The 16,318-nt window shown below is 40.9% G+C and carries 18 protein-coding genes; all 18 read left to right on the top strand.

The genetic code is table 11. The annotated features are described in order from the left end of the window. The first annotated feature begins 15 nt into the window (after nt 1–15). The 18 genes from fliQ (at nt 16) to uppS (ending at nt 16,318) form a co-directional block, all read left to right on the top strand. Nucleotides 16–288, top strand: a complete 273-nt coding sequence (fliQ, locus tag H538_RS0100485) for a flagellar biosynthesis protein FliQ (protein WP_026675862.1) — start codon at nt 16–18, stop codon at nt 286–288. Nucleotides 289–290: 2 nt separating this feature from the next. Further along, nucleotides 291–1,070 carry a flagellar biosynthetic protein FliR gene (fliR, locus tag H538_RS0100480; RefSeq protein ID WP_035349718.1) on the top strand — a complete coding sequence of 260 codons (780 nt, stop codon included), beginning with the start codon at nt 291–293 and terminating at the stop codon, nt 1,068–1,070. A 3-nt stretch (nt 1,071–1,073) separates the two neighbouring features. Continuing rightward, on the top strand, nt 1,074–2,153 hold the full coding sequence (flhB, locus tag H538_RS0100475) for a flagellar biosynthesis protein FlhB (RefSeq protein WP_026675860.1): 1,080 nt from the start codon (nt 1,074–1,076) through the stop codon (nt 2,151–2,153). Between the two features lie 30 nt (nt 2,154–2,183). Next, entirely contained in the window at nt 2,184–4,217 is a 2,034-nt protein-coding gene (flhA, locus tag H538_RS0100470) for a flagellar biosynthesis protein FlhA (protein ID WP_026675859.1), read from the top strand. Further along, nucleotides 4,217–5,347: a flagellar biosynthesis GTPase FlhF gene (gene flhF / locus H538_RS0100465; protein WP_026675858.1), complete on the top strand. Its 1,131-nt coding sequence runs from the start codon at nt 4,217–4,219 to the stop codon at nt 5,345–5,347. Before flhA ends, flhF begins: the two co-directional genes overlap by 1 nt. Next, nucleotides 5,340–6,194 carry a MinD/ParA family protein gene (locus tag H538_RS0100460; RefSeq protein WP_026675857.1) on the top strand — a complete coding sequence of 285 codons (855 nt, stop codon included), beginning with the start codon at nt 5,340–5,342 and terminating at the stop codon, nt 6,192–6,194. Before flhF ends, H538_RS0100460 begins: the two co-directional genes overlap by 8 nt. A gap of 9 nt (nt 6,195–6,203) precedes the next feature. Beyond that, nucleotides 6,204–7,244, top strand: a complete 1,041-nt coding sequence (locus tag H538_RS0100455) for a protein-glutamate methylesterase/protein-glutamine glutaminase (RefSeq protein ID WP_026675856.1) — start codon at nt 6,204–6,206, stop codon at nt 7,242–7,244. A 15-nt stretch (nt 7,245–7,259) separates the two neighbouring features. Then, nucleotides 7,260–9,299, top strand: a complete 2,040-nt coding sequence (locus H538_RS0100450; protein ID WP_026675855.1) for a chemotaxis protein CheA — start codon at nt 7,260–7,262, stop codon at nt 9,297–9,299. Nucleotides 9,300–9,326: 27 nt separating this feature from the next. After that, nucleotides 9,327–9,788, top strand: a complete 462-nt coding sequence (locus H538_RS0100445) for a chemotaxis protein CheW (protein ID WP_026675854.1) — start codon at nt 9,327–9,329, stop codon at nt 9,786–9,788. Continuing rightward, nucleotides 9,788–10,429 (top strand): chemotaxis protein CheC, encoded by a 642-nt coding sequence (locus H538_RS0100440; protein WP_026675853.1) that lies wholly within the window; start codon nt 9,788–9,790, stop codon nt 10,427–10,429. Before H538_RS0100445 ends, H538_RS0100440 begins: the two co-directional genes overlap by 1 nt. Continuing rightward, nucleotides 10,422–10,910 (top strand): chemotaxis protein CheD, encoded by a 489-nt coding sequence (locus H538_RS0100435; RefSeq protein ID WP_026675852.1) that lies wholly within the window; start codon nt 10,422–10,424, stop codon nt 10,908–10,910. Before H538_RS0100440 ends, H538_RS0100435 begins: the two co-directional genes overlap by 8 nt. 106 nt (nt 10,911–11,016) lie before the next feature. Further along, nucleotides 11,017–11,784, top strand: a complete 768-nt coding sequence (locus tag H538_RS0100430; protein WP_026675851.1) for a FliA/WhiG family RNA polymerase sigma factor — start codon at nt 11,017–11,019, stop codon at nt 11,782–11,784. Nucleotides 11,785–11,812: 28 nt separating this feature from the next. Then, nucleotides 11,813–12,202, top strand: a complete 390-nt coding sequence (locus tag H538_RS0100425) for a DUF6115 domain-containing protein (RefSeq protein WP_026675850.1) — start codon at nt 11,813–11,815, stop codon at nt 12,200–12,202. A 157-nt stretch (nt 12,203–12,359) separates the two neighbouring features. Further along, nucleotides 12,360–13,085, top strand: a complete 726-nt coding sequence (gene rpsB, locus H538_RS0100420) for a 30S ribosomal protein S2 (RefSeq protein ID WP_026675849.1) — start codon at nt 12,360–12,362, stop codon at nt 13,083–13,085. Nucleotides 13,086–13,170: 85 nt separating this feature from the next. Next, entirely contained in the window at nt 13,171–14,058 is an 888-nt protein-coding gene (tsf, locus tag H538_RS0100415) for a translation elongation factor Ts (protein WP_026675848.1), read from the top strand. Between the two features lie 85 nt (nt 14,059–14,143). Then, complete coding sequence (gene pyrH / locus H538_RS0100410) at nt 14,144–14,869, top strand: UMP kinase (protein ID WP_026675847.1); 726 nt, start codon at nt 14,144–14,146, stop codon at nt 14,867–14,869. Next, nucleotides 14,869–15,426 (top strand): ribosome recycling factor, encoded by a 558-nt coding sequence (frr, locus tag H538_RS0100405; RefSeq protein ID WP_026675846.1) that lies wholly within the window; start codon nt 14,869–14,871, stop codon nt 15,424–15,426. Before pyrH ends, frr begins: the two co-directional genes overlap by 1 nt. Before the next feature lie 133 nt (nt 15,427–15,559). Next, the gene (gene uppS / locus H538_RS0100400) at nt 15,560–16,318 is read left to right on the top strand and encodes an undecaprenyl pyrophosphate synthase (protein WP_026675845.1); all 759 of its coding nucleotides are present in this window, start codon (nt 15,560–15,562) and stop codon (nt 16,316–16,318) included.

The following is a 16,318-nucleotide window of genomic DNA, read 5'->3' as shown; positions in this document are numbered from 1 at the left end:
CAAGTAGGTGTCTATATGAATTCGCAATTTGTTATATCAGTCGCCGAAAAAGCGGTCTATACGACGCTGGCGATCTGCGGGCCGCTTATGTTGCTTGCGCTTGTAGTAGGTTTAGTTGTCAGTATTTTTCAAGCGACAACCCAGATTCAAGAACAGACGCTCGCGTTTATTCCAAAAATTGTTGCCGTACTTTTAGCGCTTATCTTTTTCGGACCGTGGATGCTGTCGGAACTTCTTAACTTCACTTACCAAATTTTTGGGAACTTAACAAAATTCGTAGGTTCATAGTGATGAGTTTGCAATTTTTAAATTCGTTGCCGACTTATGTACTGGTTTTTGTAAGAGTGAGCGCTTTTTTTGCAATGGTTCCGTTTTTTTCTTATAGAAATATACCGAATGTACATAAAATCGGCTTGTCAATCCTTTTATCATGGATGATTGCTTATTCAGTGAAAATGCCGGTGGTACCGATTGATGGTTTCTACTTCTTGCTCATTATTAAAGAAGCAATGATCGGTCTTGCGATTGGGATGATTGCTGCAATTCTTTTTTATGCCATTCAAGTTGCAGGGAGTTTTATTGATTTTCAAATGGGGTTTGCTATAGCGAACGTTTTCGATCCGCAAACAGGGGTACAAACGCCGTTAATGGGAAAGTTTTTACAAACAGTTGCTCTCCTATTTATTTTAAGTGTGGATGGACATCATCTTCTCCTGGATGGCATTTATTACAGTTATTCCTTCGTGCCGGTGAATGATCTGTCTTTTGGATTCGGTTCGGGCGATGTGGCGAAATATTTCGTTTCAACATTCGGCGCTATGTTTGTAATTGGCTTTCAAATGTCCATTCCAATTGTCGGCTCTTTATTTTTAATTGATGTTGCTCTTGGAATTGTCGCAAGAACTGTTCCGCAACTTAACATTTTTGTTGTCGGTCTGCCGTTGAAGATTATCGTTGCATTTATTCTACTTATTTTCATTTTGCCAGCCTTTTTTATGAGCGTTCATTATCTTGTGGATCAAATGGTGGAGGCAATGAGAAAGTTATTGGAACTGTTAGGTGGGACATAGGAGATGGCAAGAATACTTGATCTTCAATATTTTTCACAGGAGAAAACGGAAAGAGCTACCCCGAAAAAGCGGCAAGAATCAAGAAAAAAAGGGCAAGTGGCAAAAAGCGCCGACGTCAATACGGCTATAACATTGTTTGTTACGTTTTTGTGTTTATCATTTATGGCAAATAAAATGGGGACTGAGCTTCTCGCACTTTTAATAAACGGTTTACAGAATGGGTTATTAACCGAATTAACCGAAGAAAGTGTTCAAAAGCTTTTCGTGAATATTGCGATGAAGGCAACATCGATCGTAGCCCCGGTTCTAGGGGTAGCGCTGGCTAGCGGCCTTCTCGCTAACTTTATCCAGGTCGGATTTTTATTTTCATCCGAAGCTATTCAGCTAAAGCTTGACCGCATTAATCCACTGCAAGGATTTAAACGGATCTATTCGATAAGGGCTTTAGTAGAATTGTTTAAATCGTTATTAAAGATTATATTAGTCGGCATCATTACATTCTTTGTGTTATGGAATAACAAAGATCAATTGCTCAGGCTAAGCCATTTGAGCAGCAGCCAATCTTTAGATGTTCTTTCGAGGCTAACATTTCAAATGGGTTTGTACGGATCGGTCCTTCTTATGTTTTTAGCTTTTCTCGATTATTTATATCAGAAATTCGATTTTGAAAAAAATATTCGAATGTCTAAACAAGAAATAAAAGATGAATATAAAAAGTCAGAAGGAGATCCGAAAATTAAATCCAAAATTAAAGAAAAGCAGCGGCAAATGGCAATGAGGCGAATGATGCAAGAACTGCCGCAGGCGGATGTGATCATTACGAATCCGACCCATTATGCGATTGCATTAAAATATGATGAAACAAAAGCCGATGCACCGATTGTCATTGCAAAAGGAATGGACTATGTGGCTGTAAAAATGAAAGAAATTGCAAAAAAGCATAATGTCGTTGCCGTTGAAAATAAGCCGCTTGCTCGAAGCCTTTACGCCAGAGTAGATATCGGTGGCGTCATACCAGAAGATTTATTTAAGGCTGTAGCCGAAATTTTAGCGTACGTCTATCGATTGAAGAAAAAGTATTAGTTGAAACAACAGGCGAGGAGAGGAACAGACTTGAAAGCAAGAGACCTCAGTGTCCTCGTAGGAGTGATATTAATTGTTGCTATGCTTATTATCCCGCTTCCTACGTGGATGCTCGATTTCTTAATCATTGTCAATATAACGCTTGCGTTAATTATCATTTTAATCGCAATGAATACACAAGAACCTTTGCAATTTTCCATCTTTCCATCGTTGCTGTTGCTTGTGACATTATTCCGGCTTGGATTAAATGTTTCTACAACACGGTCGATCCTTGGCCAGGGAAAGGCAGGAAATGTTGTCCATACCTTTGGAGAATTTGTTGTTGGGGGCAATATTCTCGTCGGCATTGTCGTCTTCTTTATTCTCGTTATTATTCAATTTATTGTTATTACAAAAGGGTCTGAACGTGTGTCTGAAGTAGCGGCCCGCTTCACCCTTGACGCGATGCCAGGAAAACAAATGAGCATTGATGCCGATTTAAATGCAGGAATGATTTCGGATAGAGAAGCGAAAATACGGCGTGAAAAAATTGAACGAGAAGCTGATTTTTACGGGGCGATGGATGGAGCAAGCAAATTTGTGAAAGGTGATGCCATTGCCGGCATAATTATCGTCCTGATCAATATTTTATTTGGCATTATTATTGGAATGACTCAGATGGGGCTTGGGTTTGCCGAAAGTGCCCATACATTTACCCTTTTAACTGTCGGTGACGGGCTTGTCAGTCAAATTCCTGCACTTATTATTTCAACGGCGACCGGTATTATCGTAACGAGAGCCGCATCAGACGGCAATTTAGGTTATGACGTATCAAAACAAATTTTAGCTTATCCGAAAATGTTGATGGTTGCGGCCGCCACGATTATCGTCCTTGGAATATTTACACCGATTCATGATTTTATCACCCTTACGATCGGTGGGCTCATTGGTCTTGGCGGATTCATGCTTTCGAAGGCGGAAAATGGGAAGAAGGAAATTGAAGAAGAGATGGAAGGTGAGACCCAAACCGGACAATTAAAAAGTCCGGAAAGTGTCGTTAATCTTCTTCAGGTCGATCCGATAGAATTTGAATTTGGATATAGTCTAATTCCCCTTGCTGATACGAACCAGGGCGGGGATTTATTAGACCGGATTATTATGATAAGACGCCAGCTGGCACTTGAACTTGGAATGATTGTCCCGGTGGTCCGAATTCGTGATAATATTCAGCTTTCGCCAAATGAATATCGGATAAAAATCAAGGGAAGCGAAGTGGCAAGAGGTGAATTGCTTCTTGATCATTATCTGGCGATGAGCCCTGGAGTTGAGGACACATCTGTTCAGGGAATTGAAACACTTGAACCCGCATTTGGGCTGCCCGCGCTCTGGATTGGTGAAGAGATGAAAGAACGAGCCGAATTGTCCGGATACACAGTCGTCGATCCGCCATCAGTTGTGTCCACTCATTTAACGGAAGTCATTAAAAAACACGCGCATGAACTGTTAGGCCGCAAGGAAACGAAGCAGTTAATCGATCATTTAAAAGAAACGAATACAACGTTAGTTGAAGAAGTGACCCCGGATCCATTGTCGACCGGAGAAATTCAAAAAGTACTAGCCAAATTACTTAAGGAAAAAATTTCAATTCGGAATTTGCCGGTTATATTTGAGACGCTTGCCGACTTTGGGCAAATGACTAAGGATACCGATTTGTTGACCGAATATGTAAGACAATCGCTCTCAAGGCAAATTTCAAGACAATATTCGGTCGAAAACGAACCGCTTAAAGTGATTACGTTGGGAGGTTCAGTCGAGAAGAAAATTGCGGATCATGTCCAGCAAACCGAACATGGAAATTATTTGTCGCTTGATCCTGCCGACTCACAGCTTATTTTTGATTCGATTACGAAAGAGGTTGAGCGTCAGACCGGCTTTGACCACACTCCGGTTATATTGTGTTCTCCAGCAGTCCGAATGTATGTAAGGCAATTGGTAGAAAGGTATATGCCGGACATCGCCATCCTTTCATACAATGAGCTGGAACCCGAACTTGAAGTACAGAGCATTGGGGTGGTGAATATTTAATGAAGGTAAAGAAATACATAGCTCCGTCAATGAACGAGGCGATGAAAACGATTCGATCTGATCTTGGGAAGGAAGCCATTATTCTTAATTCCAGACAGATTCAAACAGGCGGGTTTTTAGGTTTCTTTAAGAAAACGAGTGTAGAAGTTATTGCCGCTCTTGACCCTGAGCCTATACAAAAGGCATCCAGACCGGGGCAGAAGAACGGATCGCCATCTCAAGAAATGATACGTCACCAACAGGCAAATGAGCATGAAGAATTAACGAAGGAAATACGCCAATTAAAGCAAATGGTGCAAACGATGTCTTTCCATCAAGCGAAAACAAAACACCATGAGTCGATTCAAAAATGGAAAATGTTCTTTGAAGAGCAGGGAGTAAGTTCTTCTCTAATAGAGCAGTTAACTGCGGAAATGGATAAAAAGTGGCAATTGTTGGATGAAGAAGACCGGAAAGCATTTTCCTGGAAAATATGGCTGAATAACAGGCTTAACAGCTTGATCTTAAAAAGCGATTTTGGCGGATTTCATTATGAAGCGAAAATCTTGAATTTAGTCGGGCCGACCGGCGTAGGAAAGACGACAACACTTGCAAAAATTGCAGCAAAAGCTGTTCTTCAAGATGAGAAGAAGGTCGCTTTTATTACGACAGATACCTATCGGATTGCAGCGGTTGAGCAGTTGAAAACATATGCGGATATTTTAAACATTCCGTGTGAAGTCGCTTATTCTACTGAAGATTTTAAGAGGGCGAAAGAAAAGTTTGCTGGCTATGATCTTATTCTTGTCGATTCAGCCGGAAGAAATTTCTTCAATCGATATTATATTGAAGAATTGCAGCGCATCATTCAAATGGATGACAAAATGCAAAATTACCTTGTCCTTTCATTAACGAGCAAGTATGGGGATATGCAAACAATATATGAACAGTTTAAGAAGCTACCAATCCATAAGGTGATTGTGACGAAAAAAGACGAAACGGCAACTTTTGGATCCATTCTCAACTTAATGATCGAACAAAAGGCGAAGCTTGCGTATATAACGAACGGCCAAAATGTGCCGGATGACATGTTTGAAGCAAAGGCGGAAGAATTAATCCATTTGTTTTTAGAGGAAATGAAAAATGATTGATCAAGCAGAAAATTTGCGAAGAAAACTGCAGTCTAAAAAAGAGCAAACAAAAGTAATTTCTGTTGTCAGCGGCAAAGGCGGGGTAGGGAAAACTAATTTTTCCATTAATTTTTCTCTTAATCTTGTGAAGCTCGGGAAGAAGGTTTTACTATTCGACCTTGACATTGGAATGGCGAATGTCGATTTACTACTCGGAATGAAAACTAGCTATACGATCGTCGACATATTTGAAAATAGACGCTCCATCCGCGAAATCATCGAAAAAGGGCCATCAGGCTTAGATTATATTGCAGGAGGAAGCGGGTTAACTGAAATTTTCCAACTTGGCGAAAAGCAAAAAGCCTACTTTATATCGCAGCTCGAACATTTAAACCAGGTTTACGATTTCATTATATTCGATTTAGGTGCAGGCATTTCCGAGACGAGCTTACGGTTTATATTATCGAGTAATGAAGCGATCGTCATAACAACACCTGAAATTACTTCTCTTACAGATTCGTATGCGATGATAAAGTATTTAACGTTCAAAAATAGGGATCTCCCCATCCAGACTGTCATCAATCAATGTGAAAATGAACGGGAAGGAAGGGCGGTTGCCAGAAAAATACAAGAAGTATCAAGCCGTTTTCTGAACATGAACGTTAACTGTATCGGCTATTTGCCACATGACGTGGCGGTTCAGCAAGCGGTAAAGGCGCAACAGCCATTTGCTCTTTATTTACCGGGAGCAAAAATTAGTAAATCGTTGGAGCAATTAACAAGATCGTATATAGGAGATGAAAAAAAGCGAACTGCTACCTTCAGTCATTTTATCAACAAGATTAAGTCATTTCTTATAGAAAGGTAGGAGGTTCCGGTGGCAAAAATAAGAGTTCTCGTCGTTGATGATTCAGCCTTTATGCGGAAACTGATCTCTACGATGCTCGCATCAGATGAGCGAATTGAAGTGGTTGGCACGGCGCGGGATGGCGAAGATGCATTGAAAAAAGTGAAAGAGTTAAAGCCGCAATGTTTAACGCTGGATGTTGAAATGCCAATTATGGATGGGCTTCAATGTTTACGCATTCTAATGAAGACGACTCCCCTTCCTGTCATTATGCTAAGCAGCATGACAAAGGCCGGCGCTGATCATACGATTCAAGCCATGGAGCTCGGAGCCATCGATTTTGTTGCCAAGCCGTCCGGATCTATCTCACTGGATATTGAGAAAGTGAAAGCGGAATTAATTGAAAAAGTGGTGCTGGCAGCAAAAGTGAAGCTGAACAGGCGCCCTCAAATAATGAGTCCAATGAAAAAGGTTGAGAGATTTGAGAGGCCACCATGTTCTTTGAAGAAGATCGTCCTTATCGGAACGTCAACTGGTGGACCAAAAGCGTTGCAAGTACTGTTGTCAAAGCTTCCAGAAACTTTAAACGCGCCATTATTAATTGTTCAGCATATGCCTCCGGGGTTTACCCGCTCTTTAGCCGAGCGTTTAAACACATTATCAGAGCTTACGGTGAAAGAGGCAGAGCATGGAGAGAGTATTCAAAACAATGTCGCCTATATTGCCCCCGGGGGGAAGCATATGAAAGTGGCAGAAGATAAAGGCATTCTAAAAATTGAGCTTAGTGAAGATCCCCCGGCATTAGGACATCGGCCGGCTGTAAATGTATTGTTTGACAGTGCCGCTCATCTTACGGGTTTTTCCAAAGTGGCAGTTGTCATGACAGGAATGGGCGTTGATGGGGCCAGTGGCATTATTAACTTGAAAAGACAAAGAAATTGCATAACCATCGCGGAATCAGAAGAATCATCCGTTATCTATGGGATGCCAAAGGCAGCTGTAAAAACCGGAAAAATCGATCACATCGCTCATCTCGAGAATCTTGCATCATGTATTTTAAATAATGTGTAAACAGGAGATGCCGTCATGGAATTGAATCAATATTTAGATGTGTTTATTGAAGAAAGTAAAGAACATTTATTGGCGATCAACAATAACATCATTGCTCTTGAAAAAACGCCGCATGAAATATCAATCGTTAACGAAATATTTCGTTCGGCACATACGTTAAAAGGAATGTCCGCCACGATGGGCTTTGAAGACCTGGCACAACTGACGCATGTCATGGAAAATGTGCTTGACGGAATCAGAAACGAAACAATAGAAGTTTCGTCCAATGTCCTCGATGTATTGTTTTCTTGTTTGGATCATTTGGAAGCAATGGTTTTGGATATAAGCAATGGCGGCGATGGGAAAAGGAATGTTACGGAAACGGTAGCCAGGCTCGCTGCGATCGAAAACGGAGAGGGGGAAGCTGCCCCTATAAATGCAAACAACGATGACAACGGCAGGGAGCAGGAACTCGCGATCGATTCCTTCGAAAAAACAGTCCTTCTTGAATCCATCGACCAGGGATACAATGCATTTTATACAATTATTCGCCTGAGGGATGATTGTATATTGAAAGCCGCTCGTGTGTTTATGGTTTTTGAAGTTCTCGAACAGGTTGGAGAAGTTGTAAAGTCAGTCCCATCTGTAGAGATGCTGGAACAAGAGGAGTTTGATAGCGAATTTCAAGTAACGGTTATTACAAAAACTTCAAGCGAAGAATTGATCGATCGCATTTTAAGAGTTTCAGAGATTACGAACGTTGATGTTCACCCGATTACGAGGGAGCTTTTAAAGTCTGTGGATGAAGAAACTCCCGGCAGCACTGAAACAAAGGCGAACGAAGAACAACAAGAAGCTAATTTAACAGCGGAAAAAACGGATCATGCGAAAGAAGCAATGTCTGGACAGAAAGGCCAAACTGCTGTTACAAGTAAAACGATTCGGGTAAATATCGATCGCCTTGACCAATTAATGAATTTGTTCGAAGAGCTCGTTATTGACCGTGGCAGATTAGAAGATATCGCAAAAGATTTAAGAAACAGTGAATTAAATGAGACGGTCGAACATATGGCGCGAATTTCTTCTGATTTACAAGGGATTATTTTAACAATGCGAATGGTTCCGGTCGAACAAGTATTTAACCGCTTTCCGCGTATGGTGAGAGGGCTTGCGAAAGAGTTGAATAAATCGATTAATCTGGAAATCATCGGTCAAGAGACGGAACTGGACCGTACGGTAATTGATGAAATCGGTGACCCGCTCGTTCATTTGTTGCGCAATTCGATCGATCATGGGATCGAGCTGCCCGATGTTCGCAAAAAGAAAGGAAAGACCGAAGAGGGGACGATTACTTTACGGGCTTATCATAGCGGCAACCACGTTTTTATTGAAATTGAAGATGACGGGGCTGGAATCAATCGTGAAAAAGTGCTGAAAAAAGCGATTGAAAACGGTATTGTGTCAAAGGAAATGTCGCTTTCTATGACGGATAAACAGATCGATGAATTGTTGTTCGCTTCAGGTTTCTCTACTGCGGATCACATCTCTGACATATCCGGTCGCGGAGTAGGTCTTGATGTGGTAAAAAGTAAGATTGAATCGCTTGGCGGTCAAGTAGCGGTTGAATCGACACCTGGCGTTGGAACGGTCTTTTCGATCCAGCTTCCACTCACTTTATCGATCATTCCATCTTTATTAGTGGAAGTGCAGCAAGAAAAATATGCGATTCCTCTTTCGTCAATCATCGAAACAGCCGTTATTAAAAAAGAAGAAATTTTATCGGCACATCATCAAAAAGTAATTGATTTTCGAGGGAAAGTTGTCCCGCTCATCTTTTTGAAAGACATTTTCGAAGTTCCTGTTGTTTCTGAAAAAGACCGATTTTACCCGGTTGTCGTCGTTCGAAAAGGGGAGAAAATGGCAGGCCTTGTCGTCGACTCTTTTATCGGGCAACAAGAAATTGTCTTGAAGTCGCTCGGGTCTTATTTAACCTCCGTCTTTGCTATATCGGGCGCGACGATTCTCGGAGATGGCCAGGTTGCTCTAATCATTGATTGTAACGCATTAATACAATAAGAAAAAATTGGTTGCGGGGTGTTAAAAATGAATGAAAAGAAAGTAATTGTTTTTCAATTAAATGATGAGGAATACGGAGTTGATGTCCATCAAGTGAAGTCGATTGAACGAGTTTTGCCCATCACAAGAATTCCGCGAACGCCCGACTTTATTAAAGGTGTCATCAATTTACGGGGGATTGTCACACCAATTCTTAATTTGCGAAGCCGTTTTAATATGGAAGAGATTGAAACGAACGAGAACACAAGAATTATCATTGTTACAGTCGATATGATGGAAGTAGGGCTGATTGTAGACGGAGCGAATGATGTGATTGATATTCCGGTTGACGCCATAGAACCGCCTCCTGAAGTCGTAGGCGGAGTATGTGCCGAATACATTGAGGGAGTAGCCAAACTAGAAAACCGCTTATTAATATTACTGAACTTAGAAAAAGTGCTCAATCAACAAGAGTTGAACCAACTTGAGCAAATAGGAAGCGGATTGTAATGAATTTTGAGCAAAACTTCACATCTTTTCACCTGGATATTTTAAAAGAAGTGGGGAATATCGGGGCCGGAAATGCCGCTACCGCAATGAGCCAGCTTTTAAATAAGCCGATCGAAATGAAAGTTCCTTCTGTCAAAATCGTGAATTTTGAGGAAATCACGGAATTGGTTGGGGGGCCTGAAACGGTTGTATCATCGGTTTTTTTACGAATCGAAGGGGATGCACCCGGCAGCATGTTTTTTATGCTGCCAGTCAAACAGGCTAAAAGGCTGAGCCGCGATCTTATTGGTGAAGAATTGGCAGCAAGGAGTGAACATGCATTTTCTGAACTCGCGATTTCCGCCCTGCAAGAAGCGGGTAATATTATAGCCGGATCTTACCTTTCGTCGCTTGCGGATTTTACAAAACTGAATGTTGAGCCGTCCCCTCCTGCCTTAAGCATCGACATGGCCGGCGCAATATTAAGTTTTGGTCTGCTTGAACTATCCCGGGCTGGCGATCATGCGATTGTTATCAACACGACGTTTATCGATCAATCAGAACACTTAGCGCATGAAATTCAAGGCTATTTCTTCTTGTTACCGGACCCGGACTCATTTAAGAAAATATTCCAGGCGTTAGGGGTTCCACTGGATGAATGATGTAATAAAAGTAGGAATAGCCGATATGAATATTGCAAAAGCTCCACAGCTTATAAGGACGACCGGTTTAGGATCATGTGTAGGCGTCGTCCTGTTTGACGAACGAAAGCAAATTTCAGGAATGGCACATGTCATGTTGCCGAATTCCGAATTAACGAGAGTCAAGCCGATCAATAAAGCAAAATATGCGGATACTGCCATACCGCTATTGCTCGAAAATCTTATAAAATGGGGAGCTGGCGCACATGAGGTGAAGGCGAAAATTGCAGGCGGTTCACAAATGTTTCAGTTCGCAGGGGGAAATGAAATGATGAGGGTAGGTCCGCGCAATGTAGAAGCTGTCAAAAAAGAGCTTGACCGTCTGCACATCCGCCTTGTTGCTGAAGATACGGGCGGGAATAAAGGAAGAACAATTGAATTTAATCCACAAACGGCGGAATTATCCATAAAAACAATTGATATGGGGATATATGTAATTTAAATCGATGAATTGATACGTATTCATTTAAAATGATAACAATTTAAGATGACACGAAAAAACACTAGAGTTTCGTGCTTCTAAGTAAATTGTAACAGGGGGAGTAGAGATGGCTACATCAACTTCCGTCTCAGTTGAACAGGAATTATGGGAAAAATGGAATGCAACTCGTGACAGGGAAATCGGGGAAGCGATTCTCAGAATGTATTTGCCGCTAGTACAATATCATGTCCAGAGAATCGCTACAGGATTACCAAAAAATATTAATAAAGATGAATTAAATAGCCTTGGGATGCTCGGTTTATATGATGCCCTTGAAAAATTCGATCTAGAAAGGGATTTGAAATTTGATACATATGCTTCGTTTCGAATAAGAGGCGCAATTCTAGATGGTCTTCGAAGAGAAGATTGGCTACCAAGATCTCTCAGGGAAAAAACAAAAAAAATTGAAGCGGCGATCGAAAAATTAGAGCAAAGGAATTTGCGGACCGTAACAGCAGACGAAGTGGCAAAAGAAGTAGGGCTTACTGAAGAAGAAGTAACGAGCGTCTTATCGGAAAGCTTTTTTGCCAACGTCCTCTCAATCGATGATGAAAATCGTGAAAATGAAAATAAAGAAAAAACGGGATTCGCTATAGAGGATAAAAAGGTGCAGAGTCCTGAATCGAAGCTAATCGAGTCAGAACTTTATTCGGAACTTGCATCTATCATCAGTGAATTAAGCGAAAAAGAACAGCTCGTTATTAGCTTGTTCTATTACGAAGAATTAACGTTAACGGAAATCGGACAAGTTTTAGGTTTGTCGACATCTAGGATTTCACAAATTCATTCAAAAGCGTTATTCCGACTAAGGCAGGTTCTAAAACGCTATTTGTAATAAGAGATAACTTTAAGGGGATCATACAATGCTCGTTTTTTTAGTCGTTATCTGTTTTGTTTTAAACCTTCTATCATTTTATTGTATCGTCATTCTCTGGCAAAAAATGAATCGCGGTGCGAGCCGCCTTGAGGAGGATGAGAGATTTAAAAATGAAATCGAGGATCTACTTTTAGCTTATACCATCCAGATGAAAGAAGAAAATGAAGCGCTTTATAAAGCGCTTCAAGAACATTTTGAGCATGCCCATGAGAAACGAGAACGAAATGAAAATCAAGTAGATCAGAAAGTTGATCTTCGGGAAGAATACGAAGATGTTATGAAGCTTGCCGAAAAAGGGTATAATGCAACTGAAATCGCAAAAAAACTGAATAAAGGTAAAGGTGAAGTAGAATTATTATTAAAATTTTACCGATAACTCTTAAAAGCTCTTGCGATAAAAGATACCCATATGGTATATTTACTTTTGGTGTTAATCACACACGTTCGCTGATTTAATCAGGTGGTGCTGTTTACATGCAGTCCCGGTTAAAAATGAGGCGTTCGGAGGAAAAAAAACCATAGGAGGTGCCATTATGGCAGTTATTTCAATGAAACAATTGTTGGAAGCCGGCGTACACTTCGGACATCAAACTCGTCGCTGGAATCCAAAAATGGCTCGTTACATTTTTACTGAACGTAACGGGATCTACATTATCGACCTTCAAAAAACAGTGAAAAAGGTTGAAGAATGTTACAACGTGATGAGAGACATCGCGGCAAACGGCGGTAAAGTTCTTTTCGTCGGAACGAAAAAACAAGCACAGGATTCTGTTAAGGAAGAAGCTGAACGCAGTGGAATGTACTACATTAACCAACGCTGGTTAGGTGGAACATTAACAAACTTCGGTACGATCAGAAAGCGTATCAACCGTTTAAAAGAACTTGAAAGAATGCAAGAAGATGGTACATTTGAAGTTCTTCCTAAGAAAGAAGTCATTCTTCTTAAAAAAGAAATGGAACGTCTTGAAAAATTCCTTGGCGGTATAAAGGAAATGGACAAACTACCTGACGCTTTATTCGTGGTAGACCCTCGCAAAGAGCGCATTGCGGTTGCAGAAGCTCGTAAGCTGAACATCCCGATCATTGCAATTGTGGACACAAACTGCGATCCGGATGAAGTAGACTACTTAATTCCTGGTAACGATGATGCGATTCGTGCGGTTAAACTTCTTACTGGAAAAATGGCGGATGCAATCATGGAATCTAACCAGGGGACAGATGCACCTGAAGAGCTAAACGACGAAGAAACATCTGCATAATAAGTAAACAATTAAGGGTGATAGAGGGGAAAACCCTTTATCACCTTTTTAACTGTTACATAATTTATAAGGAGGAAAAAAACTAATGGCCATTACAGCACAAATGGTAAAAGAACTGCGTGAAAAAACGGGCGCAGGCATGATGGATTGCAAAAAGGCATTAACTGAAATGAACGGAGATATGGATAAGGCGATTGATTACCTTCGTGAAAAAGGAATCGCTAAAGCTGCGAAAAAAGCGGACCGCATTGCGGCTGAAGGACTTACTTCCGTCATCGTTGAAGGAAATAAAGCGGTTATTCTCGAAGTGAACTCCGAAACAGACTTCGTAGCAAAAAACGAAGGCTTCAAAGAATTGATTTCAGTTTTAGCGAAGCATTTATTAGAAACTTCTCCTTCATCTTTAGAAGAAGCGTTAAGCTCTGAAATTAAAGCTGAAGGCGTTTCTGTAACGGATTATATTAACAATGCGATTGCTAAAATCGGAGAGAAAATTTCTCTTCGCCGCTTTGAAATCATCGAAAAAGGTGACAATAGCGTATTTGGAACATATTTGCACATGGGTGGACGCATCGGTGTCGTTACTGTTCTTGAAGGAACAAGCGACGAAGCTTTGGCGAAAGACATCGCCATGCATGTAGCTGCTGTAAATCCTAAATATATTTCCCGTGATCAAGTGAGCGAGGAAGAAGTAGCCCACGAACGTGAAGTATTGAAGCAACAAGCATTAAATGAAGGCAAACCGGAGAATATCGTTGAAAAAATGGTCGAAGGCCGTCTTGGAAAATTCTTTGAAGAAATTTGCTTAAACGACCAATCTTTCGTTAAAGATCCGGATCAAAAAGTAGGTAAATACGTAAGCTCAAAAGGTGCTGTCGTAAAATCATTTGTCCGCTATGAAGTCGGCGAAGGCATGGAAAAACGCGAAGAAAACTTCGCTGAAGAAGTAATGTCTCAAGTTAAAAATAAATAATCGTAAGTGTTGGTCAGGGGGCACGGTGTGTTCCCTCTTTTTACAGTAGTAATGGAACAAAAAAGGTGATGTGCGGAGGGAATTTATGGAGACATCAAAATACAAACGAGTTGTCCTTAAACTAAGCGGAGAAGCATTAGCAGGCAAACAAGGAATCGGAATTGACCCGAGTGTGATTCAATCGATTGCCGGACAAATTAAAGATATTGTTGATCTTGATGTGGAAGTTGCCGTCGTCGTTGGCGGAGGCAATTTGTGGAGAGGCAAAACAGGAAGCGAGATGGGCATGGATCGTGCTTCTGCTGATTATATGGGTATGCTCGCCACAGTAATGAATTCCCTTGCTCTTCAAGATAGTTTAGAGAATATTGGTGTGCAAACGAGAGTACAGACATCTATTGAAATGCGTCAAGTAGCAGAGCCTTACATTCGTCGAAAAGCCATTCGTCACCTTGAGAAAAAACGTGTCGTTATTTTTGCTGCCGGAACAGGCAATCCTTACTTTTCAACCGATACGACGGCAGCCCTCAGAGCTGCTGAAATTGAAGCGGAAGTTATTTTAATGGCGAAAAATAATGTGGATGGCGTGTATTCCGCAGATCCTACCATTGATCAAACCGCTGTAAAATATAATCATTTATCCTATTTGGATCTTCTAAAAGAAGGTCTTGCAGTCATGGACACAACTGCTTCTTCTTTATGTATGGATAATGATATCCCACTCATTGTTTTTTCAATCATGGAAGAAGGAAACATTAAACGGGCCATTCTGGGCGAAGAAATCGGTACGATTATAAGGGGGAGAAACTAATGGGCAAGCAAGTATTGTCAAATGCTGAGGATAAAATGAAAAAAGGGATTAGCGCCTTCCAACGTGAACTTGCAACAATAAGAGCTGGACGTGCCAATCCTTCTTTGCTCGATCGAATTCAAGTCGATTACTACGGTGCACCGACACCTATCAATCAGTTAGCCGGAATTACTGTTCCTGAAGCACGTTTGCTCGTTATTCAACCATATGATAAATCCGCATTAGCTGATATTGAAAAAGCCATTCAAAAATCGGATCTTGGGCTTACTCCTTCTAACGATGGTCAGGTCATCCGAATTACGATTCCTCCTCTAACGGAAGAAAGAAGAAAAGAACTTGTTAAATTGGTTAAAAAGTTTGCTGAAGAAGCCAAGGTGGCACTCAGGAACGTCCGCCGCGAAGCAAACGATGAGCTTAAAAAGCTGGAGAAGGAGTCAGAAATTACGGAAGATGAGCTTCGTCGTTACAACGATGATGTTCAAAAGCTGACGGACAAATACATTTCAGAAGTTGATTCGATTGCGGGTGCAAAAGAGAAAGAAATCATGGAAGTATAATCGATTTCGATGTAAAATAAAATAAAAAAAGCCCTCTTTTTACAGGGGGTTTTTTTGCACTATTATAGTAATTAACATGAAGACGATCGAAAGCTGCATTTGAATCAAGTCTGTAATAATTGGGGGCTTTGCCATGCTTGGCAGAATGACTTTCTGGAAAAAAGAGAATAAAGATGACGTTGAATTAAAAGAAAATCACATTCCGAGGCATGTTGCCATTATAATGGATGGAAACGGCCGATGGGCGAAAAAAAGAGGGCTGCCTCGTATCGCCGGACATCATGAGGGAATGAAAGTCGTGAAAAAAATTGTAATGGAAGCAAATCGAATCGGGGTAAAGGTGCTGACTTTATACGCATTTTCAACGGAAAACTGGAAGCGACCTCGTGATGAAGTGAACTTTTTAATGAAGTTGCCGGGAGAATTTTTAAATAGCTATTTACCGGAATTAATTGAAGAAAATGTTCAAGTAAGAATTATGGGAAACAAAGATGTTCTGCCGGAACACACGGTAAATGCCGTCAATGAAGCGATTGAGCGAACGAAATATAATGATGGTCTCGTTTTAAATTTCGCTTTAAATTACGGCAGCAGAAATGAGATTACAGAAGCGGTAAAAAAAATTATCGGAGACGTTCAAAGCGGCAAAATAACGAGTAGTATCATTAATGAAGAATTTATTAATCAATATTTAATGAGTGCTGATTTGCCCGATCCAGATCTGTTGATTCGGACAAGCGGAGAAGTAAGATTAAGCAATTTCATGTTATGGCAGCTTGCTTATAGCGAATTCTGGTTTACGGATGTATTATGGCCGGATTTTAAAGGCGAGCATCTTATACAGGCCATTTATGATTATCAACATCGAGGACGACGTTACGGCGGGGTCTGA

The sequence above is a fragment of the Fictibacillus gelatini DSM 15865 genome (genome assembly GCF_000430745.1).
GTDB classification, from domain to species: domain Bacteria; phylum Bacillota; class Bacilli; order Bacillales; family Fictibacillaceae; genus Fictibacillus_A; species Fictibacillus_A gelatini.
This window is presented reverse-complemented; position numbering and strand designations above follow the sequence as displayed.